A 20,694-nucleotide genomic window follows, 5' to 3' on the forward strand; every position below is an offset into this window, starting at 1 on the left:
AAATCACCGGTACAGAAATTAAGACCAGATTTACCTCGGCACTGCCAGTTCAAAAAGCTTTTTTAAATTATACAATGGACACCACTTCCATACTGATGAACAGAAAATGGGAAAGTATAACAGTTCCGATCAAGAGCAATGAAATTGTTGCGCCGGCATTGCCTGAAGGTGTTACCATCTGGTACCTTTCCTTAACCGACGCAAGAGGTATGCAGGTTTCCGGTGAATTGCAGTGGTCAGAAAAAAAGCCCGGTTCAGTGGAAGAGTATAAGATTTACGCCGGAAGATATAAAGCTGTTTTTAATACAGTCCCCAAACATACACCCAGCTCTAAAATCCCGGACGGTCCCCTGGCAGGAAACGGAGATATTGGGCTCAGCCTTGGTGGAACGCCAGATAAGCTTCGGTTTTACATCGGTAAAAATGATTTCTGGCGAGCCTATCCAGTTTATCCGGGCGGCGGTATAGCCCTACCAGGATATTTGGAAATGAACATTAAAGATCTGGACGGCGGAAAATATTATGCCGAAGAGCTTCTGGACAGTGCATTCATCAAAGGGAGATTTAGTACATCCAACCTTGATCTTTCTTTGAATACCTGGGTAAGTGCAACAACAAATACAATAATCGCTGAACTCAACGCCAACCGGGCAACAACAATTGCACTAAAGTTGAAGGCTACAGAAGGAAATACCTCTATTTCTCCTTATGGAAAAACGGGCGATGTGATCTGGGTAACACGTTCTTTTGAAAACAGCCCTTTGCTGGACTGGCCGGCCCATATTGCTATGGCCTTAAAAGTGATTGGAGGAACATTAGACCAAAACGGTACGTTGAGATTGAAGGCCGGTCAAAAAATACAGGTAAGCATCACCATATATACCAATCAAGACTGTAAAGATTGGAAAGAAAGATCTATACAGGAAGCGGCAGCAATGGATGAAAGCACTGTACAACAATTGAAAAGCGCACATCTGCAATGGTGGAAAGATTTCTGGAACCGCTCTCAGATTTCAATAGGAGACACGACACTTGAAAAATACTATTATGCCTCCCAGTATCTTTTTGCCTCTTCGTCCCGCAAAGGAAAGTTCGCACCGGGTATCTGGGGGCCTTTTGTAACCAGAGACTCCACTTCCTGGGGTGGAGATTATCACCTCAATTACAATTATCAGGCACCTTACTGGGCGGCTTATTCTTCCAATTATATAGACCTGACGGATAACTTTGATCAGCCCCTGCTCGATTATATGGAGAAAGGAAAGCAACATGCAAAAGAACTGTTGGGTATAAGGGGAATTTATTACCCGGTAGGCATAGGACCCAAAGGATTAGTTACTACCCGCTGGCCATTAAGCCCTCAGGAGATGCTTAAAAGATACGGAACAACAGATAATACCATCGATGGGGGCTATAAATTCCTTGGCCAGAAGATCAATGCGGTGTTTAGTGTAGGCAATATGCTGATGCGGTTCTATAGCACTTATGATGAAGATTATGCCCGTAAAGTTTACCCCTATCTGCTGGAATGTGCCAATTTTTGGGAAGATTATTTGAAATATGAAAATGGTAAATATGTGATCTATATGGACCACTACGGTGAAGTGATGCCTAATCTAAGGAACAAAGGTATTTGGAAAGACCAGTTGGGAGATTTCAATTCAACGCTTTCTCTCGGCCTGGTCAAAATGCTCTTCAAAGGAATAGTAGACATGAGTACCTTTCTTCACAAGGATCAGCAGCGACAAGCAACATGGGGACAGATCCGAGACCATATGAGCCCTTTTCCTTTGGGTAAAATAGAAGGGAGAATGAGTTTGAAAAGCGTAGAGAAAAGTCCTTCTACCTGGCACCAGGGCGTGATGGGCTTATCAAGAGTATCCATTCATGGTTTAATTCTTCCGGGTGGTGTTTGTGGACCGGTTACTGATTCTGCATTTAACCAGATCTTGCTGCAGGATGTAGCGCATTGGAAAGATAAAGCAAAGGAACCGGGAGACTGGGGAAATACACTAGGTAATGGTATAGAGACCTGTTTTCCGGCAGCGGTAAGAGTAGGCTATCCTACAGATGAAATTATGGATTATTTAAAGGCGAGGATTGCCAGACAATCTCTTCCCAACCTGTGGATCACGGCTGATGGTGGCGGTATGGAAACCCTGGCTGCAGTGCCACTTACACTCAATGAAATGCTACTGCAAAGTTACGAGGGTGTGATCCGGATTTTCCCCAACTGGAATAAAAATAAACCTGCAAGTTTTCATAAACTCAGGGCCTATGGTGCATTTGTTATCAGCAGCAGCCTGGAAAAAGGAAACATAAAAGAAGTCCGGATCTACAGTGAAAAAGGAAGGACCTGCATATTGGAAAATCCATGGCCAGGCCAGCATTTTCAAGTCATCAGAAATGGACTAAAGGGAGAACAAGTCTATGGTAAAAGAATTGTTCTCCCCACGGCTGCACAAGAAGAACTCCTGTTAAAACCTTTCCTTTAATAGAGTTCTTGCTCGTATTGTTCTACCATTCTGCCGGCGTCAAATTGCGGTACAATTTCTTTTGCCGCAGTTTTTAAAATATTTGTCCATTTCGCCTGGTCTGTATAATATAGGGGCACCACCACCTGTTCCAGTTTATCCATCAAAGCAGCAGCTTCCTGTTTGTCTTTATCTGCATCACTCAGTTCATCTGTCGCTGGCTGGATGACGAAAGCATTTTCCAGATCTTTTGCAAATTCCGGTACCCATCCATCGGGCATTGAAAGGTTGATACTACCATTCATAGCAGCAGCCATTCCGCTGGTGCCAGAGGCTTCCCGATACATTTTTGGATTGTTGAGCCACACATCAGAACCTTTTTTTAGTAAGGCAGACAAGCCCAGTTCGTAGCCAGTCAATACCGCACAATTCTTTAAGGGTTTAGCACTGCGGATGATCTGGTTGAACAAATCAATGGCCCCCTGGTCTTCAGGATAGGGCTTTCCAGCCCATATCACTTGTACGGGATATTCTGCATTGTTGATGAGTTTTACAAATCTTTCCCAGTTCCTCATTAAAAGGTCGGCTCGTTTATAAGCGGCAAAGCGCCTAGCCCAGACCAGGGTTAGCACATTGGGATCAAATAATTTTCCACACTGGTCCGCTACTGTTTTAAAGAGGCGGGCCTTCATTTCTTTCTTAACCAGCTGGATTTGTTCCTGCTCACCAGTTTCCAATGCCAGTTCAAAAGATTCCTCTTTCCAGTAGGTTTTGTTTTGTGCATTGGTAATTGAAATGATCTCACAGATATTCGGGTAATGCCCCCACATTTCCCTCGCGACTTCGCCATGTAATTTGGAAACCCCATTTGCTTTTCTGGCAAAACGGAGGGAAGCAAGTGTGTAATTCAAGTCATTACCTTCTATACCCAGAATATATTTTACCTCGTGGTCCTGTAAATGGTAAAAGAAAGACATTTCTTTCAGGAGGTCAAAACGGTGTGACTCATTTCCAGCAAGTTCAGGTGTATGGGTGGTAAATACCACTCTTTTCTTAACTTCATCCAGGCTTTGGTATTTAGAATAGAGGTAAAAATTTAAGGGCAGAGAATGCCCCTCATTCATATGATAAACATCTACAGGGAACTGAAGTACATCCAGCAGCATAGCCCCACCTATACCCAATACCATAGATTGTGCAATTCGGGTCGACTCATTAGAATCATAAAGACGGTGTGTAATCGATCTGGAAACCTCGTCATTCTCTTCTACGTCTGTACTCAGTAGGAATACTGGAGCAGAGCCAAATGTTTCCGGCTTTAACAGGTAGGCTTTGATATGGACAGGCGCATCATGGACAGGAATGGTAAAAGTAATTCCTGTATCCTGCAAAAAGCAAGGATCCTTCTCTACATAAAAAGGTTTCATATCGGCATCGGTATCCCGAAACTGGTCATAATACCCATATTTCCAAAGCATCCCGATGCCGATAGTGGGGTGTTTCAGTTCGAAAGCGCTCCGCATATGCGAGCCTGCCAGAAAACCAAGCCCTCCGCTGTATATTTTTAAAGATTGATCTATGGCAAATTCCATAGAAAAATAAGCAATGGTTTTATTGTACTTCTCATTGGGTTGATACCCGAAAATCTGTTCTTTACTGATCATATTTAGATGGATATATGGTGTGGCCGATGTTAAAAAACTGCTATTAACATAAGGTTTTTTTACTATTAAACCTATTAGTGACGCAGATCATTTTTTTATAAACCAAGATTCTACAATTTGCGGCACACGATTAACAAAATGATTATCTATAAGAGTTTTACATTTGATTCTGCCCATTACTTGCCTGAAGTCCAAAAAGGACATAAATGTGGTAATATGCATGGTCATACTTATTCGCTTAAGGTCTTTGTGTCTGGCGAAATCGATCCGGTAACCTGTTGGTTTATGGACTTTGAGGATTTAAAAAATACCATCAATCCGGTCATAGCCCGTCTTGATCATCAGGTTTTAAACGAAATTGAAGGTCTGGAAAATCCTACTACAGAAAACGTGGTGATCTGGATATGGAACCAGATTTATAGCCGCCTCCCTGAACTGGTTAAACTGGAATTAAGTGAAACCCCGGGATCTGGAGTAATCTACGAAGGCAGATAATTATTTACTGAGTTCCTTTTCATAAGAATCTACTCTGGCATTGATGCTGGTCTTCAGCTGGTCGAGGTCCCTGCCTTCCAGCTTGGCCAATATTTGTGCCTGAATGTCCAGTAAGGTATTGATTCTAGCTGTGTTTTTTGCAGATTGCAAGAGTAAAGTATTTAAAACTTCAGCATAATTCTTTAAATCACTCTCGTTAAAAGTTCCCATAGTATCTTATTTTATTTTGAAGATAACAACAGTTGCTTTACCTGATTGTTTTGATGCTTTTGTAAATGCCTGCTATAAAATTTGAAATTCTGGCAATTAAATAGAACTTTGCCCTCAATTTAAGGAATGCAACTATGATGAAATGGGAGAAGCTATTATCCGCCAAACGCTGGGGAAATGAAGACAGGTTTAAAGGTAACCAAAAAGAAGCCAGGTCAGAATTTCAGCGTGATTATGACAGGATTATCTTCTCATCTCCTTTCAGAAGGCTGCAGAACAAGACCCAGGTTTTTCCTTTGCCGGGAAGTGTTTTTGTTCATAACCGTTTGACCCATAGTCTGGAAGTTGCCAGTGTGGGCCGTTCCCTGGGGAGCATCTTTTACAATAAGATGAAAGATATACACCCGGATATTGATGATACCTGTCCACTGCTGATTGAGGCTGGAAATATTATTGCTTCAGCCTGTCTCGCACATGATCTGGGTAATCCCGCTTTCGGGCATTCTGGAGAATCGGCTATTTCTCATTATTTTACGACCGGCGACGGAAAGGTCTATCAGTCGCAGGTCACCGAAAGTCAATGGCAAGACCTGATCAATTTTGAGGGAAATGCAAATGCCTTAAGAATTCTGACCCATCCATTTGCTGGTAAAGGCACGGGAGGCTTTGCTTTAACCTATGCCACGTTAGCTTCTATTGCCAAATACCCCTGCGCATCCATCGCAGGTCACAATAAGAAAAATATCTTCACCAAGAAATATGGATTTTTTCAATCTGAACAAATTGGCTTTGAAAAGATCGCCGTTGAAATGGATCTGATCAAGGTACAGGACGAACCTTTGATTTATAAAAGACATCCCCTTGTTTACCTGGTGGAGGCCGCAGATGACATCTGCTACAATATCATTGACCTGGAAGATGCCCATCGTTTAAAGATCCTGTCTTATAAGGAAGTGGAAACCCTATTGCTGCCTTTGTGTAACGATGCCCAGCTGCCGGCCCGTTTGGCCGAAATGGAAGATGACGATGCAAAGATCACTTTAATGCGCGCAAAATCCATTAGTACCCTGATCTGGCAATGCTCTAACGTATTCTATCAGGAACAGGAAAGCATTCTTGGTGGTCATTTTAACCAAAGTTTGATGGATGCGATTGAAGAGCCCTATTTATCAGTGATGAAAGAAATTGAGCGAATTTCGATTAAAAAAATCTATAACTACCATTCCGTGGTGCAAATTGAAGTGGCTGGATATCAGGTTATGGGCGGATTATTGGAAGAATTTATTCCTGCTTACCTCCAGAACGAATCCAAGTACCATAAAAAGCTGGTAGAACTGATCCCAAAACAATTCCTTACCCAACAAACCGATGCTTATACTAAGATCCAATGTGTGCTTGATTTTGTTTCTGGTATGACCGATATCTATGCGGTAGAATTGTTCAGGAAAATTAAAGGTATCTCTTTTCCTTCGATGAGTTAAATATTCAAACTATAACCCATATCCCGTGAAAGCAACATTTGCAGAAAAAGTTCTTGCTTTTTATAAACAACTTGGTGTTTTCCAGTGGCTTCCGGAGGGGATAGAGGTTCTCAATCCGTATAAGGATGGATCAGCTACCTATGAACTCGCTGCGCGGTTTTATGAGAAATTCTATGCAGATACTGCATCCAGATACCTCATCATCGGGATTAATCCCGGAAGGTTTGGTGGCGCAGTTACAGGGGTGCCTTTTACGGATCCAAAGCGTTATATAGAGCAATGTGGGCTGGAATACAATGGGGTAATGACGCACGAGCCTTCTTCGGTATTTGTCTATGAAATGATTGATGCTTTTGCAGGTCCGGCCGTATTTTATAAGCAGTTTTACATCAATTCGATGTTTCCGCTTGCCCTTACCTATAAAGGGAAGAATTATAATTATTATGACAGCGCTGAACTGAGTAAGCTCTTGAGACCCGCTATCATAGAGAATCTTAAACAGCAGATCTCTTTAGGAACGGCACAGGATATTTGCTTTTGCCTTGGTAAGAAGAATTATGAATTTTTGCAGAAGTTGAATCAGGAGCATCAGTTCTTTAAGCAGATTATTCCTCTGGAACACCCAAGGTATATTGTGCAGTATCGAAGTAAAGATAAAGCTGCCTTCATTGAAAAGTACCTCAGGGCTTTTCAATCTGTTGGTGTTAAGTAATCGTTGTTTTTTTAAAAATGAATAGGGGTAAAGCAGCAGCAGGTTGTCTCACCCAAAAGAACGATCATTTATTTAAAAAATCACAAAAAATGAAAACCACTAGATTATCTTTAATTGTTGCTTTATTAGGCCTGAGCTTTTTTTCTGCAAAAGCTCAGAATTCCGACTTTAACTTCGGTATTAAAGCAGGTGTGAACTATGGAACTCTACCTTCGGGTTTAAAAGAACTGAGTGATAAAGCCGGGAAAGCAGGTTTTAACATCGGCGTATTTGCCCGCGCTGGAAAAGACCTATACGTACAACCAGAGGTTAATTTTTCTACTTTTGGTAGTAAGTATACTCTGGGTTCAAAAGAATATGAGCCAAAATTCAGACAAGTGAATGTACCGTTGATGATCGGTTACAAACTGATCAACACGGCGAACCTGAATTTCAGACTTTCAGCCGGTCCTGATTTTAGTTATAATCTGAATAAACCGGAAGCACCTCAGAATTTTAGCTATAAGAGAGTAAATATGGGTGGGGTGATCAATGCAGGTGTGGATATCGGCAACATTACCATAGATGCCCGTTATACGCACGGATTTACCAAGATCAATAAAGGCCTGGATGAAAAAACTGGTTTATTTAATCTTTCTGTCGGGTTTAAAATTTTCTAGAGCTTAAACAGCTGTAAATAAAAGGAGGTATCAAAATTTGGGATACCTCCTTTTTATTTTTTTACCAGATTTCTCATACAATTAACGGTTTTTCCTGACTTCTTCCAGTCTTGTTTTTTGCTCCGTTAAACGTTTCTGTAATTTTGCCTTTTTTTCTTCATTCTGTTCTTGTTCTGTATCACCGGCAGTATGAATCCATTCATGATATTGTTTTTCCTGCTGTTCTGCATTACTGTTGAGCTTTTTTTGCAGGGCTTCACGCTGTTTTTTAAGATCAGTAAGGGTGTTTTTCCAATCGGCTTTTTCGGTGCCTTCTGTATCCAGGATCTTTGATTCTGCTTCCTGTATAGCTTTATTGATCTTATGGAGTTCTGTTTGCGCCGGAAGATAGACTTCATCATTGACATTGAAGCGTTTCAGATCTGAGGTTATGGGGAGAAGAACTGAATTAACAGGTGTTTCCCAATCTTCCCATACATGTGCAAGCAGGACAGATTTGCCTTTAGGTATTTGTGAGGACACGGTATCCAGATAGTCGGAAACATCTTCCGCTTTTAAGGTTTCTCCAGCGGATCCGGCAAGCATGCCACCGGCCACACCAACAATAAAACCCAGTGGGCCGGCAAGTAAACCAATCAATCCACCAAGTAAGCCTCCACTGATCACGCCTGTACCTTCTGTTTTATCTTTCGCAGACCGGATAGCGGTCTTGCCAGACTCATCCTTGCTGAGGACATAGGTTTCGCCAAGTGAAATATCTTTTGTTAAATCCAGTTGTTGTAAAGCTTGTAAACCAGTAAATGCCTCAACTTCACTATTGAAAAGGGCTTGAATCATTTTTTCCATATATACTCCGACTGTTGATTTTTAATACTACAATTTAAAAGGCAAATTGGTTTGTGTAGAGGTGAATTGATCGAAAAATTCTGTACAGCTGCTTCAAGACTAACGATATCAGGCGGCTGAAGAAGCCGCAGATCTCTGAGGTCTTTCCGCAGCGTACGAGAATTTTTCGTAGCAAATTGCTGAGGAGGGAGGTGATCCGGGTAGGATGCCGATGATGTTATGTCTTGGTTTGTATTCCGGACCGAGTTAATAATCTATTGAAGTCATTCCAAACAAATAGGATTAGCGTATTGTTAGATTAAACTGTAATAACCAGAAACTCACACCATTTTTATATATTTAGAAAACGTTAATCAATTATAGAATGAGCTCCAAAGAATACAAAAGCTTGAATTTCAGACAGGCAGATCCTGAAGATTCAGAAGCCGTTTATGGTTTTATTTGCAAGCTGGAACAAAAGAAAATGGATTATGAAACCTTTAAGTCCCGTTTCAGAGAACAGGTAATGTCGCCCTCTATACTGTTGGTCCTTGCAGAAAATGAAGGCGTACCCCTTGGTTTCCTGAGTTGTCATAACCAAAATTTGCTGCACCACGATGGTGAAATCTATGAGATTGTGGAATTTGTAGTAGAAGAAGAAAGCCGGGGGAAGGGTGTTGGAAAGAAGATGATGGAATATCTGGAAGCGCAATTAAAAGACTATGAACTGATTGAAGTAGCTTCCAATAATTCCAGGGATGGGGCTCATCGGTTTTACGAGCAATGTGGCTTTAAACAAAGCCATTATAAATTTACAAAAAGTAAAAAATAAAACGCCCCGATTATGATCTGACTTTTGATCATCGGGGCGTTTTATACTTTTATTTTCTTTTTACTGGTTATTTTACGTCAAACCAAAGTTTGGTGGTCAGTACATCTGTACCCTGGTGGGCTACAGCAGCTTTATAATTTGCACCATTCAGTGATTGTTCCGTACCTGGATAAATGAATCTGACTGGGAGCTGCCCGTTCAGGGTACCTGCAACTGCAGGATTTAGAACGGGATAATCCAGACGTCTCCATTCTGCGAATGCTTCCAATCCCTGACCAAATAAAGCAATCCACTTTTGATTCCCGATAGACTTTCTGAAATCAGAAGCATCATACTGAACTGCTGCTGATTGAGTGTAAGTGGATATGTCTCCTTCAGCAATAGAATATTGTCTTAAAGATTCCGTAACGGCCTGTTTGTACAAAGCCGCAGCGTCTTCAGTGGTAAACCCTCTTGCCGCAGCCTCTGCCCGGTCAAACAATACCTCTGCGTAGCTGATGATGACTGCGGGTGCCGTAGGGGCAAGGAAATAGGCGCCGGGTTTAGAGGTTTTGGTTAGGCCAAGGTTTGCTGCATCACCCGTGAGTAAACCATTTGCCACGCCGACATAGGTTAGCGCTGTTGCATCTTTTGTCGGGCTGGAGAAAACAGGAAGACGTGGATCATTTAAGCTTCTCAGTCTGTCTACAATGGTTTTACTGATTCGGTAGTCATCCCGGGTATCAAACAAATTGCTGATGGGGTTTTGGTTAGGGGAAGAAGAGTACACCAGGCGTGCTGTTTCAGCTTGCGTACTGATGTAACCTGTGCCCTCTGCCGCAATCTCTGCCAGGACGGTTTTGGAGATTTCAGGTTCCCTGTCGGCAATGCGCAACGCGATACGAAGGCGGAGTGAATTTGCAAATTTTTTCCAGCCACTGATGGATCCACTATACAGGATGTCGCCTGCAATAGCTTTACCATTTACATTTAAATCCAGCTGGGCAGATTTCAGATCATTCAGAATCCCTAAGTAGACATTTCTTTGTGTGTCATATACAGGGTTGATATAGTCGTTGATCTGTATGGCCTGGCTGTAAGGAATATCACCATAGGCATCGGTTAAAAGGGAAAAGATCCAGGATCTTAATACTTTGGCCACCCCTCGGTAATTCGTGTTACCTTGTGCATCGGCAATACTGATCACTTTGTTTAAATTGGTAATGCCTTTTGTATAGCCATTGTTCCAAAGCTCTTGCAGATCATTATTGGTAAAGATATAACGATCGGGATCTGTATATTGAATCTTTGCCCAATGCTGGATAAACAGTAAGCTGGAATTCATGTTATTGGTGGTTCCCCAATAGGTATCGGCGGTGTTTTTGATGGCGCCTGTCAACAGGTAATCCGGCTGTGGGTTTTCTGCTTCGTTAGGGTTTTTATTAATATTGGCCAGTTGTTCTTTGCAGGAACCAAGAGAAAGTGCAAGGATTGCAGAAAATGCGATGGTTATGGATTTGAATTTCATGTTCGTTAGAATTTAAGGTTAAGGTTAAAACCAAAGCTCCTTGTGGTAGGAAGGGTTAAATCTTCCAGTCCTTGAGCGTTTCCGGTATTGAAAGCGGTTTCAGGATCTATGTTGGGTACATTTTTGTGAATGATCCACAAGTTCCGGCCTACCAGGGAAACAGTTGCATTTTGAAATCCGATCTTTTGGGCCCATGAAGATGGAATGTTGTAACTCAATTTCACCTCGCGGAGTTTGATGTAAGAAGCATCATATACAAACTGTTCATCTACGTTGGTGATGCCTTTGTAATATTGCTGGGCAGGAATGATCCGGCTGTTTTTAGTGCCGTCGGCCAATACACCGTCAAAGATCATTCCGTCTGTATATACGATTTCTCCTGCTGGAGCTTTGCCGCCAACAGGCAGGCCTACGGCTACCGCAGAAGTGGCATTGCCAGGAAAATAATAAGTTAATCCACCGTTTTCTGTATTTCTGCCAGGAAGAGTGCTGGCCAACACGCCGGTGTATGTTCCAGTACGGTTGGTGTTTGAGTAGATTTTTCCGCCTATTCTGGCATCAATCAGGAAATTCAGGTTGAAGTTTTTATAAGTGAAACTGTTGGTCATACCGCCTAACCAGTTTGGCGTAAATTTGCCCAGGTAATGTTTGTTGGGGTCAATTACAGGCGTACCTGATGCGCTAACCAGAATTTGGCCGGCAGCGTTGCGCTGGTAGGTGGTTCCGAAAAGTGTACCATAGGGCTGGCCTACGGCAGCCAATACATCTACGGTTCTGTTGGTACCAATGGTGTAACTGCTGATGAGCCCTTGGCTATCCAGGATAAGTACTTTGCTCCGGTTCAATCCGTAGTTTAAATTGATGTCCCAGCTGAAATCTTTCTGTTTTACCGGTGTAAGACCTAGCTGAACCTCCAGACCTTTGTTGTTAATGCTTCCGCCATTAATCAGCTTCTGGGTATAGCCTGTAGAGGAGCTCACCTTTACCTTCAGGATCTGGTTCACGCTGTTGGTGTTATAGGCACTTACATCTAATCTTAAACGGTTGTCAAATAAGCCCAGTTCTACCCCCGCTTCTGTAGATTTGGTGATCTCGGGAAGAAGGTTCGGGTTCAGCTGAATGGCATTGGCTGCCTGTTGCGGGTTTCCGTTAAAAGGAGCAGTGAAGCTATAAGTATTGACCAGTTGATAGGGGTCTGTGGCTTTACCTACTTTAGACCAGCCGCTTCTGATTTTTGCAAAACTTAAGATATTGCTTTTGATGTCAAAGGCTTCTGTTAAGACCAAACTGCCGTTTACAGAAGGGTAGAAATAAGACAGATTCTGTTTAGGTAAACTGGAATCCCAGTCGTTCCGGGCGGTTACGTTAATAAAAGCATAATCGCGAAAGCCCAGCTGACCGGAGCCAAATAAACTGTAGGTTCTTCCTTTAATAAAGACGTTAGACGACACCAATGGGTCCCTGGAATTGCTTAAGGTATAAAGCCCGTTTACGGCCAGTTTGGTAGCCATTTGATCGTTTTGCTCCGTGGTCGCTGTTCTCACATTCGCCCCGCCGAGAATATTGAGAGAGAAATCACTGTTCAGTTTTTTATTGAATTCCAGGCGGCCTTCGGTATTGTTTTCATTGATGGCAAAGGCTTCTTCTTCATAAGAGCCAAAAGGAGTACCGTTGGTTCCGTAAGCCACTTTAATTTTTCTGCGGTCGTTATAATAGTCGTTTCCCGTTCTGAAATTGGCAGATAAGGCACTGGTGATCTTGTAATTCAGCTCTGCATATCCTACAATACGGTCACGCTTTTGAGAAACGGTATTTTCATAAGCGATGAAATAAGGATTGCTGTAATAACTGTTGTTCCAGTTGAAATCGTTGCCGTTAGCATCTTTGTAATTTTTAAGCTGGCTCACGTCAACCTGACGTCCAAACCAGGTGAATTGAAGCATCGGGCCCGTTGCGCGTTTACCCCCCGTAGCGGGTAAATTAGCCGCGTAGCTTTTGATGTAATTTGCTGAAGCATTTAAGGTTAGTTTTGGTGTGATCCGATAAGTGGTGTTCAGCAAAAAGGAATTTTTACTCTGAGAGGAGTTGGGAATAACACCACCCTGAGTAAGGTTGTTGTAAGAAAAACGAACATCCTGTTTCTCTCCGGAACCGGAAAGGGCAATACCATTATTTAGCGCATATCCGGTTTCAAAGAAATCTCTGACGTTGTTGGGATGCGCAATAAAGGGTATAGGAACACCATTGGAATTGAATTGAGGAATAAGCCTTCCGTCAAGTGGTGGTCCCCAGCTTTCGTCTACGCCGTCGTTCAAGCCTCCGCCTTTTCCATCAACATAACTGAATTTACCGTTGGTACCTTGCCCGAAAGCATTCTGGTAATTGGGCAGGGTGAGCAAATTGGAAATGGTGGTGTTGGAATTGATACTGATGCCTAAACCTTGCTGGCCGCGTCCTGTCTTGGTTTTGATCAGTATAACACCACCTGCTGCCCTTGAACCATATAAGGCAGCTGCATTAGGGCCTTTTAGTACACTGATGGATTCAATATCTTCGGAATTGATATCGGAAATTGGATTGGCGAAATCCCTGGAACTATTGGTTCCTGATTGTTGGTCATTGTTTACGGGTATTCCATCGATTACAAATAAAGGCTGATTGTTGTTGGCGATGGAAGTTTCCCCGCGGATCACAATCCTGGCAGAACCCATGTCGCCCTGGCTGTTGGTGATTTGCACCCCGGCGACCTTTCCGGCCAGGGCATTGATCAGATTGGTTTCTTTGGCTGTTGAAATGTCTTTTGATTTGAGTTCCTGCACGGAATACCCAAGTGACTTTTTGGCTTTGCTGATGCCCAGCGCTGTTACCACGACTTCATTGAGTTCATTGGTAGAGGCATTTAGGACGATGTGAAGCTGGGTAGTACCCGAGGTGACCACGACATCTTTTGTGGTATAGCCAATGTACGCGATCCGAAGTACATCTTTAATGTCTGCATGGATGCTGAACTTGCCGCTGGCATCGGTTACGGTACTGGCACTTTTGCCTTTAATAGTGACAGATACCCCTGGAATGGCCTGTCCGTCATTGCTGTCTGTTACCGTACCAGTCAATTGTATAGACTGTGCCTGTGTCGTCTGGAGGAAAAAAAAGGACATAAGAATCCCTATAAAAATTTTGTATATTTTTAGCATATGGGTTAGATTAAAAGGTAATTAATAGCCTGCTGGTATTCTTTTTAGTGCATGCAACATGGATGGTGGAAAGCAGCACACATGGGATGCATGGTAGCAGAAGGACAGGAGTGAGGGTGTAGCGTCATTTTTTTCAGGCGTACTTGTTGTTTCATTTTCTGTTGTTTAGGTGTTATATTCCCTAAGCTCCCGGCTCTGCAGAAATTGAAAGTTGTTGGCTTTTGCGGATAAGAAAATTTGCGGTGAATTGCAGTATCTTATCTTATTCGCTTGTTGCGAATTGGAATTAGCACCTTTTACCTGTATTGGGTAGAGGTTGCTAAGACATCACAGGGCCAGTCCCTCAGTCTTTCTGGATAAGTTAGGAAGCGTAAAGAACGATCTTCTGCTGCAAAGATAGAAATAATCTAGTAAACCTATAGGAATTACTTAAAAATATTTTTTTTATACGGTTGGTGTCCTGCCTCCGTCTACCGGAATGCTGGTTCCATTGACATAAGACGCCGCGGGTGAGGCGAGGAAAGCCACTACATTGGCAATCTCTTCTGCTTCACCAAATCTCTTCATCGGGACGCTGCTGCGCATATTTTCCTCTACGATCTCTGTACTGGTGTGCTGGCTGGCGGCTGTTTGCTGTACCAGGCTTTGCAGGCGTGCGGTATTGGTGAGACCGGGTAAAACATTATTGACCGTAATGTTGTACTGGCCTACCTCATTGGATAATGATTTTGCCCAGGAAGCTACAGCTGCACGGATGGTATTGGAAACCCCCAGGTTGGCCAGAGGAGTCCTGACAGAGGTAGATACGATATTGATGATTCGCCCATATCCAGTTGTTTTCATTCCGGGCAATACGGCCTGGGCCAGAATCTGGTTGCAGATCAGGTGTTGCTGAAAGGCATTATTGAATGCCTCCGCAGTAGCTTCGGTAATAGGGCCTGCTTTGGGGCCACCGGTGTTGTTCACCAGTACCGTTACGGGATGGCGCGCGGTAATATCTTCAATTGCTTTTTTTACGTCCTCCTGTTTGGAAAAATCGGCAATTCTATAGCTATGCTTTTGTTCATGTTTGGTTGAAAGTTTTTCTACTGCAGCTTTTAATGCTTCATCATTTCTTGCGACAAGGATGCAGGTGGCGCCAAGTGAGGCTAATGCCCTGGCACTGGCCAGTCCGATACCTTGTGTACTTCCGCAGACAACAGCGTATTGATGTGCTAAAGAAATATTCATGTTTACAATTGGTTTAGTGGGATGAATTCCATCGTAAATTTAATATGTTCAGGTTCAATAATCCCTTTTGCGTAAAAAGAATTGTCACCTCCGGTGTCATATTTATCGAGATACGCCTGGTTAATGCTGTTGGTTAGTTCTTTCAGGTCTTCCGGCAGGACACCTCTTACAGCTACAATGGAAGCACCGGCCAGAATTGCACCTTCTGCTCCTTGCGAAAAGCTATGGAACCAGCTTCTTTCTGCAAAACCCCAGGATCTGGCAAATACCCTGTCCTGTACCACTACCATCCAGATGTTTAGAAAATTTTCCCGGGTATTTCCTGCCTTTATGCCGGTTAGGTTATGTGTTTTAATATAATCCAGGAAGGAGGTCTTGAATTTTGCCATATGAAGAGGTTTTTAAACTATAAAACTAAGCAATTCCCCTTGCAGATGGGTTTGCGAAAAGTAATTTTTAACCCTATCTTTCGTTATTCATAAGAAGGAGTAAAACATGTCTAATATCAGTATTATTATAGAAGAAAGACCCGCAGATATCGGAAATTTTTTGGTGGGAAGATTGCTCCCATTCCGGGACAAAAGAATGGTTGGACCTTATATCTTTATTGATCATATGGGGCCTGCAGCATTGAGTGACCATGAAAATATGGATGTTCCGCCGCATCCGCACATCGGACTGTCTACTTTAACTTATCTTTTTGAAGGAAGTATACGTCACCGGGACAGCCTGGGTACGGATATTGAAATTCATCCTGGTGCAGTAAACTGGATGACCGCGGGGAAAGGGATTGTACATTCAGAAAGGACACCTGAATATTTGCGTAATACCGATAAACATTTACATGGATTACAGATCTGGGTGGCTCTGCCTCTGGAGTTTGAAGAAATGGAGCCTTCTTTTCAGCATGTGGAAGCAAAGGATATTCCGCACTGGGAAAAGGATGGTGTTTCTTTCCGGCTAATTGCGGGAGAGATTTTCGGGCAACGTTCACCAGTAGCTACTTATAGTCCTCAGTTTTTTATCGAGATCAAAAGTACAGACCGGCAGGTACTGAATATTGGGGAAGAGCTTTTCGGAGAATCAGGCTTGTATATCCTGGAAGGCAGTGTGATCAGTGACGGACATGAGTTTATGCCTAAACAGTTATTAGTGGCTAAAGAAGCCAGACTCTGCGAATTTACGATGACAGAAAACACCACTATTTATATTTTTGGTGGTGAGCCATTTAAAGAAGAACGTTTTATTTACTGGAATTTTGTGGCCAGCAGCAGGGAAAAGATTGAAGAGGCTAAACAGAAATGGCTGGACCAGAGTTTTGAAAGGGTGCCCGGTGAAACAGATTTCGTACCTTTGCCTAAACAAAATTATAATCCGGCAAGTACGGCTAAAAAAGACGTTAAATGATCATGAAGAAAAAGATCTGGATCAGAAACCTAATCCTGCTGGCTGTTTTAAGTTGTACGGTTGGCTGTGATCAGATCACCAAAACGATTGTCCGGAATGAACTCAGCTATAACGAGAATATTAAGTTTGTCTACAATCATCTGACGCTGACAAAAGTGGAGAATTCCGGGGCCTTTTTAAGCCTTGGTGATTCCTTTTCTTCGGAAATCAGGTTTGTTTTTCTTTCGTTAATGCCTCTATTGGTTCTGGCGTTCGGTTTGTATTTCCTGTTCAGCAGGGTTCATATTGCAAAAGTTTATGCTATAGGTTTGTGCCTGGTCATTGGAGGGGGGATCGGAAATTTATACGATAGGCTGCTCCATGGTTCTGTTACCGACTTTTTACATATTGATTTTGGCTTGTTTCAAACCGGTGTTTTTAATGTGGCCGACATGGCCATTATGGCCGGAATGTTCATTATATTTTTGGACATCTATACCCGTCGAAAGACTTCTGATCCACTTCCTGTTCCCCCGGATGAGCCGGGAGGAATTGCGAAAGGAAGTGGTATATAGCAAGTTTTTGGATCTTTATTTTTTGGAAAAATTCCATTTTAGGGCTGCCGCACCGTAAGCGGTTGTGGTAAAACGTGGGTCAGCGAGCGCTTTCTCTTTGAAAATCGCGCTTATTTTGCGGTCATTTATACTGAAAGAACGGAGGAGTGTGGACCCTGCAGTAAGTTCCAGGCTGAGTGATTTGCCAAGTTTGATTTCCGGCCTCAGACCTGCAATGATTTGCTGATATCCCAGAATTTTGGATTGGTTGTCCTTGTTAACCTCCGCAGTCATACCGCTCAGCTCAATAACGGCCTTAAGGGCAAATACCTTGGTGATTTTTACACCAAAATCCATTCCCTGAGGAAAATTAATATGCAATTGGTATTTGCCGCGGGTTGCCCAGTCAAAGTAAATACCGGGTAAGATCATCGGTGCTCCAAAAGTATTGGACAGTACCGGTCCAAAGCCAAGCGCAATATGAGGGTTAAAATGTTTGATGAATAAAATACCTCCTTGCGCCAGGACATCATCGGAGGTTATTTTTTCCATATCGGTGTAAACACCAACGGAAGCCATGGCCATAATCGACCAGGTTTGGCTAATAGGCCTGGAGTGCAGCAATCCAAGCTGTGCATTCAGGATTCTTGTAGGAAAAAGCTTTTCCTCATAATCTCGGTTAGTGATTTGGGCATAGGCACCTTCTGCACCGATCGCCCATAGTATCGGTCTGCCTTGTTTGTCCATTTTAGTAGAGAGCGGAATGCTGATGGCGCCCTGAATCCTTTTGAAATTACTGGTTGATCCGGTCTTAAGGCTATCAATTGGTCTTACATAATTGGAAAAAGGGACGTAATCTACCTGGAGTTTACCTGAAAAAATGCTTTGGGCGTTGGTTTTTAGATGGAGGCCTAATCCGAACAGGACCAGACCATACTTTAATCTTTTCATTTTAAATATATAGGATACTGACATTTTGCAATAGAGACAACATGAAACGCTTTTGCCCCTATCTCGAAATGTTTTTTATAATAAAAAAGACCTTTGCTACGGTCGTTTTGGCAAAAGGTGTGCAGGAGCAGAAATGGATTTGCATTATGGAACTAAAATTGTTGTAATTTTATTGCATGAGTAAAGTATTTACAATTACCGAAGGCCTGGAGAATATGGGTGCATTGCGCACTGGTGGACAGGGTTCGGTTTATAAGGGGAAACGTGTAGGGACGATTATAACGGCGGTGAAATTGCTGCCAACACCCGTACACACTGAAAGCGAAGAAGATAAGAACTTTCGGAATTTCCAAAATGAGGTTGAAAAGTTGAAAAAGGTGAATGAGGAGCCTAATCCGAATGTGGTAAAGATTCTGAATTCTGGAATCACGGAAAGCGGTTCCTTTCCTTTTATAGAGATGGAATTTATTGACGGACCGGACCTGGAAGATTTGCTAAAACCTCCACATGATCCTGTCTTTTCAATAAAAGAAGTCATCAAGGTGGCCGATCAGCTCGCTAATGCCCTGGCGCATTGTCACAAATTTTCGGTGAAGCACGGTGATATCAAGAGTAACAATGTAAAATTTAATGTCCATTCGGGCAACTATGTGTTGTTGGATTTCGGTTTGTCTGCGATGTCAGATGATCAGCGCAGAACCAGTATCCGACATGCTGGCGCCATTGAATTTATGGCTCCGGAACAGAATGAAGGACAATTGCTGTTTCAAACGGATATCTATAGTTACGGAATTATATTATATGAGTTGCTAGCCGGACAGGTACCTTTTCCTTTAACCGATCAGGGCCAAAAATCTAGAAATGAAGTAATGCTGGCGCATATGGAACAGAATGTTCCGGACTTGACAGAGTTGCGCCGTCAGTATATTCCGGAAAACTGGTCGCCGGAGAAAAGACAGCATGAACTCCAGGTGCCTCAGTGGTTGTTGCAGGTGATTGCAAAATGTTTACAAAAAGATCCCCTACAGCGGTTTGGGAATGGTGTGGAACTGCAGGATTTCATTATTCATCATAGCATAGCTTCGGCTGCTGAGGGTGGACAGGTTCTGAACGCTACGCTTTTGCAAGAAGAGAACGAGCGTTTGCAGGATTTATTGCTGCGTTATCAGGAAACAGAAAGGATGTCTTCTGCGCCTGCTGTGGAAGAAGCGGATGTGATCAGGGTGGCCAGACCCGTGTTTTATTCGATGATTGTACTGATGGTCGTACTTGCCGGTGCCATGGGACTTTTGCTGTATGGGAATTCGAGCAAGGATGCACAGGAAAATACTGGAAAAGGTGGTAATGTATTGAGGGACACAACAAATAAACAAGAGAAGCCGTATACAGAACCTGTAAATGAGGTTGCGCCGGATACCATGACCCTGGATACCGCTACTAAAATTAAGCCGGTGGAAGTTAAGCCCATTACCAAACCTCCGCACGACAGTACGAAATTAGACTTGGATACCACTGTTCATTTTTAACGTTTTATTTATGGAACCAAAAACAACTTTCTGGAAGAAGATTGGCCTTCAGGACCTTTTTCTTCCGGGCAGCAAAACAAAAAAAGCAAAGGCCGCTGCACCTGGCCTGACCCCAGATAGCATATATCAGTATATTTTGCAACAGTTTAAAACTTCTATTGCAGAATTGTCTTTTGCAGGACGTGTTGTGTTCTATCATGAGTACATGATTTGTTTCAATGCGGAAGATTATAAGGAGTTCCTGAGTCAGAAGCAAGGTTTGTTCGGGATCATTGTAGATGAAGTGGTGAAACAGTTCTACCAGGTCCTTAAGACTTATGAAAAGGAGGGTAAGAAAGTGCAGCCTTCAAGTTCCAAATGGGTATTTCGCCTGGTTTCGCACCCAGACTATGAAAGAGGAGATATCGGTTTTATCGGTAAACTGCTTCCTGGAAGTCAGCAGAAGGAAGATAACCTCCGGGTAACGTTTATTCCAAGGCAAACGGGGGTGGTGCAGACTTTTGATGTAAATGAAGATATCCTGAAAGGATTTACTTATTATAGTGAGGGCTATTATGAATTGCCTTACGCACCAGAGGAAGAATCTGCAGAACACAGCCCGGTTAAGGCGGTTAAAAAGACCTATGCCAAACTGGATACCATTATGCCAGACCAGAAATATTCGGGCAAAAAGTTCGAATATCTGATGAAAGACGAGGATATTATTGTATCTGGTGCAGAAGAGGAGCGGACAGAGAGTAACATCTTTAGAATTCCTTCAGAATGGGTGGATACGCCACATCTTCGGATTCGCTTCAATTCGGCCGATGGTAAATTATATCTGGCATCTTTTGGAGAAAAAACAATCATTAACGAGCAACAAGTGCTGCGGAGCAATATCAATGCACCGGTATGGACAGAGTTGCCGATCAACTCAAAGGTGTTGCTGAACGGAATTATTGGAATTAATATCTTTAAAGGTTGATATGTTGTCGCAGATATTAACCTGGGCGCT

The 20,694-nt window shown here is 42.8% G+C and carries 18 protein-coding genes and 1 riboswitch; of the genes, 10 read left to right on the forward strand and 8 right to left on the reverse strand.

Annotated features, from left to right (window positions below; all coding sequences use genetic code 11):
* Positions 1 to 2,495 (forward strand): hypothetical protein (locus tag DBR11_RS05150; RefSeq protein ID WP_369974419.1); only part of this gene is annotated, 2,495 nt, incomplete at its 5' end.
* Here DBR11_RS05150 and glgP read toward each other — a convergent pair.
* Complete coding sequence (glgP, locus tag DBR11_RS05155; protein WP_108550536.1) at positions 2,492 to 4,138, reverse strand: alpha-glucan family phosphorylase; 1,647 nt, start codon at positions 4,136 to 4,138, stop codon at positions 2,492 to 2,494. The genes DBR11_RS05150 and glgP overlap by 4 nt on opposite strands.
* A 138-nt stretch (positions 4,139 to 4,276) precedes the next feature.
* On the opposite strand from glgP, the gene queD reads away from it, so the two are divergent.
* The gene (gene queD, locus DBR11_RS05160) at positions 4,277 to 4,633 is read left to right on the forward strand and encodes a 6-carboxytetrahydropterin synthase QueD (protein WP_108550537.1); all 357 of its coding nucleotides are present in this window, start codon (positions 4,277 to 4,279) and stop codon (positions 4,631 to 4,633) included.
* Here the strand turns inward: queD and DBR11_RS05165 are convergent, their stop codons facing one another.
* Positions 4,634 to 4,843: a hypothetical protein gene (locus DBR11_RS05165; RefSeq protein ID WP_108550538.1), complete on the reverse strand. Its 210-nt coding sequence runs from the start codon at positions 4,841 to 4,843 to the stop codon at positions 4,634 to 4,636.
* 137 nt (positions 4,844 to 4,980) lie between these two features.
* Between DBR11_RS05165 and DBR11_RS05170 the strand changes: the two genes are divergently transcribed.
* The 3 genes from DBR11_RS05170 (at position 4,981) to DBR11_RS05180 (ending at position 7,695) form a co-directional block, all read left to right on the forward strand.
* Positions 4,981 to 6,324, forward strand: coding sequence for a deoxyguanosinetriphosphate triphosphohydrolase (locus tag DBR11_RS05170; protein ID WP_199233767.1), 1,344 nt, complete (start codon positions 4,981 to 4,983; stop codon positions 6,322 to 6,324).
* Between the two features lie 25 nt (positions 6,325 to 6,349).
* On the forward strand, positions 6,350 to 7,036 hold the full coding sequence (locus DBR11_RS05175) for a uracil-DNA glycosylase family protein (protein ID WP_108550540.1): 687 nt from the start codon (positions 6,350 to 6,352) through the stop codon (positions 7,034 to 7,036).
* An 89-nt stretch (positions 7,037 to 7,125) separates the two neighbouring features.
* Positions 7,126 to 7,695, forward strand: coding sequence for a porin family protein (locus tag DBR11_RS05180; RefSeq protein WP_158275215.1), 570 nt, complete (start codon positions 7,126 to 7,128; stop codon positions 7,693 to 7,695).
* Between the two features lie 81 nt (positions 7,696 to 7,776).
* Here DBR11_RS05180 and DBR11_RS05185 read toward each other — a convergent pair whose 3' ends face one another.
* Positions 7,777 to 8,541, reverse strand: coding sequence for a DUF1269 domain-containing protein (locus tag DBR11_RS05185; protein WP_108550542.1), 765 nt, complete (start codon positions 8,539 to 8,541; stop codon positions 7,777 to 7,779).
* Between the two features lie 364 nt (positions 8,542 to 8,905).
* Here DBR11_RS05185 and DBR11_RS05190 point away from each other — a divergent pair, with 364 nt between their 5' ends.
* Positions 8,906 to 9,352, forward strand: a complete 447-nt coding sequence (locus DBR11_RS05190; protein WP_108550543.1) for a GNAT family N-acetyltransferase — start codon at positions 8,906 to 8,908, stop codon at positions 9,350 to 9,352.
* Between the two features lie 67 nt (positions 9,353 to 9,419).
* Here DBR11_RS05190 and DBR11_RS05195 read toward each other — a convergent pair whose 3' ends face one another.
* From DBR11_RS05195 to DBR11_RS05210, 4 genes are all read right to left on the reverse strand, one after another.
* Positions 9,420 to 10,859: a SusD/RagB family nutrient-binding outer membrane lipoprotein gene (locus DBR11_RS05195; RefSeq protein ID WP_108550544.1), complete on the reverse strand. Its 1,440-nt coding sequence runs from the start codon at positions 10,857 to 10,859 to the stop codon at positions 9,420 to 9,422.
* Positions 10,860 to 10,864: 5 nt separating this feature from the next.
* Positions 10,865 to 14,017, reverse strand: a complete 3,153-nt coding sequence (locus DBR11_RS05200; RefSeq protein ID WP_199233763.1) for a SusC/RagA family TonB-linked outer membrane protein — start codon at positions 14,015 to 14,017, stop codon at positions 10,865 to 10,867.
* A gap of 290 nt (positions 14,018 to 14,307) precedes the next feature.
* Positions 14,308 to 14,416: riboswitch (SAM riboswitch) on the reverse strand.
* Positions 14,417 to 14,497: 81 nt separating this feature from the next.
* The gene (locus DBR11_RS05205) at positions 14,498 to 15,283 is read right to left on the reverse strand and encodes an SDR family oxidoreductase (RefSeq protein ID WP_108550546.1); all 786 of its coding nucleotides are present in this window, start codon (positions 15,281 to 15,283) and stop codon (positions 14,498 to 14,500) included.
* Positions 15,284 to 15,285: 2 nt separating this feature from the next.
* Complete coding sequence (locus DBR11_RS05210) at positions 15,286 to 15,672, reverse strand: DUF2255 family protein (protein ID WP_108550547.1); 387 nt, start codon at positions 15,670 to 15,672, stop codon at positions 15,286 to 15,288.
* Positions 15,673 to 15,778: 106 nt separating this feature from the next.
* On the opposite strand from DBR11_RS05210, the gene DBR11_RS05215 reads away from it, so the two are divergent.
* Both DBR11_RS05215 and lspA read left to right on the forward strand, forming a co-directional pair.
* A complete protein-coding gene (locus DBR11_RS05215) occupies positions 15,779 to 16,690 on the forward strand; it encodes a pirin family protein (RefSeq protein WP_108550548.1) in 912 nt (303 codons plus the stop codon).
* Positions 16,691 to 16,692: 2 nt separating this feature from the next.
* Positions 16,693 to 17,244: a signal peptidase II gene (lspA, locus tag DBR11_RS05220; protein WP_108550563.1), complete on the forward strand. Its 552-nt coding sequence runs from the start codon at positions 16,693 to 16,695 to the stop codon at positions 17,242 to 17,244.
* A gap of 15 nt (positions 17,245 to 17,259) precedes the next feature.
* Here the strand turns inward: lspA and DBR11_RS05225 are convergent, their stop codons facing one another.
* Positions 17,260 to 18,174, reverse strand: a complete 915-nt coding sequence (locus DBR11_RS05225; protein WP_108550549.1) for a DUF6268 family outer membrane beta-barrel protein — start codon at positions 18,172 to 18,174, stop codon at positions 17,260 to 17,262.
* A 176-nt stretch (positions 18,175 to 18,350) separates the two neighbouring features.
* Here DBR11_RS05225 and DBR11_RS05230 point away from each other — a divergent pair, with 176 nt between their 5' ends.
* A complete protein-coding gene (locus tag DBR11_RS05230; protein ID WP_108550550.1) occupies positions 18,351 to 19,700 on the forward strand; it encodes a serine/threonine-protein kinase in 1,350 nt (449 codons plus the stop codon).
* Between the two features lie 10 nt (positions 19,701 to 19,710).
* On the forward strand, positions 19,711 to 20,664 hold the full coding sequence (locus tag DBR11_RS05235) for a hypothetical protein (protein ID WP_108550551.1): 954 nt from the start codon (positions 19,711 to 19,713) through the stop codon (positions 20,662 to 20,664).
* The last annotated feature ends 30 nt before the right edge of the window (positions 20,665 to 20,694 follow it).

This window comes from Pedobacter sp. HMWF019, from assembly GCF_003061025.1.
GTDB lineage: Bacteria > Bacteroidota > Bacteroidia > Sphingobacteriales > Sphingobacteriaceae > Pedobacter.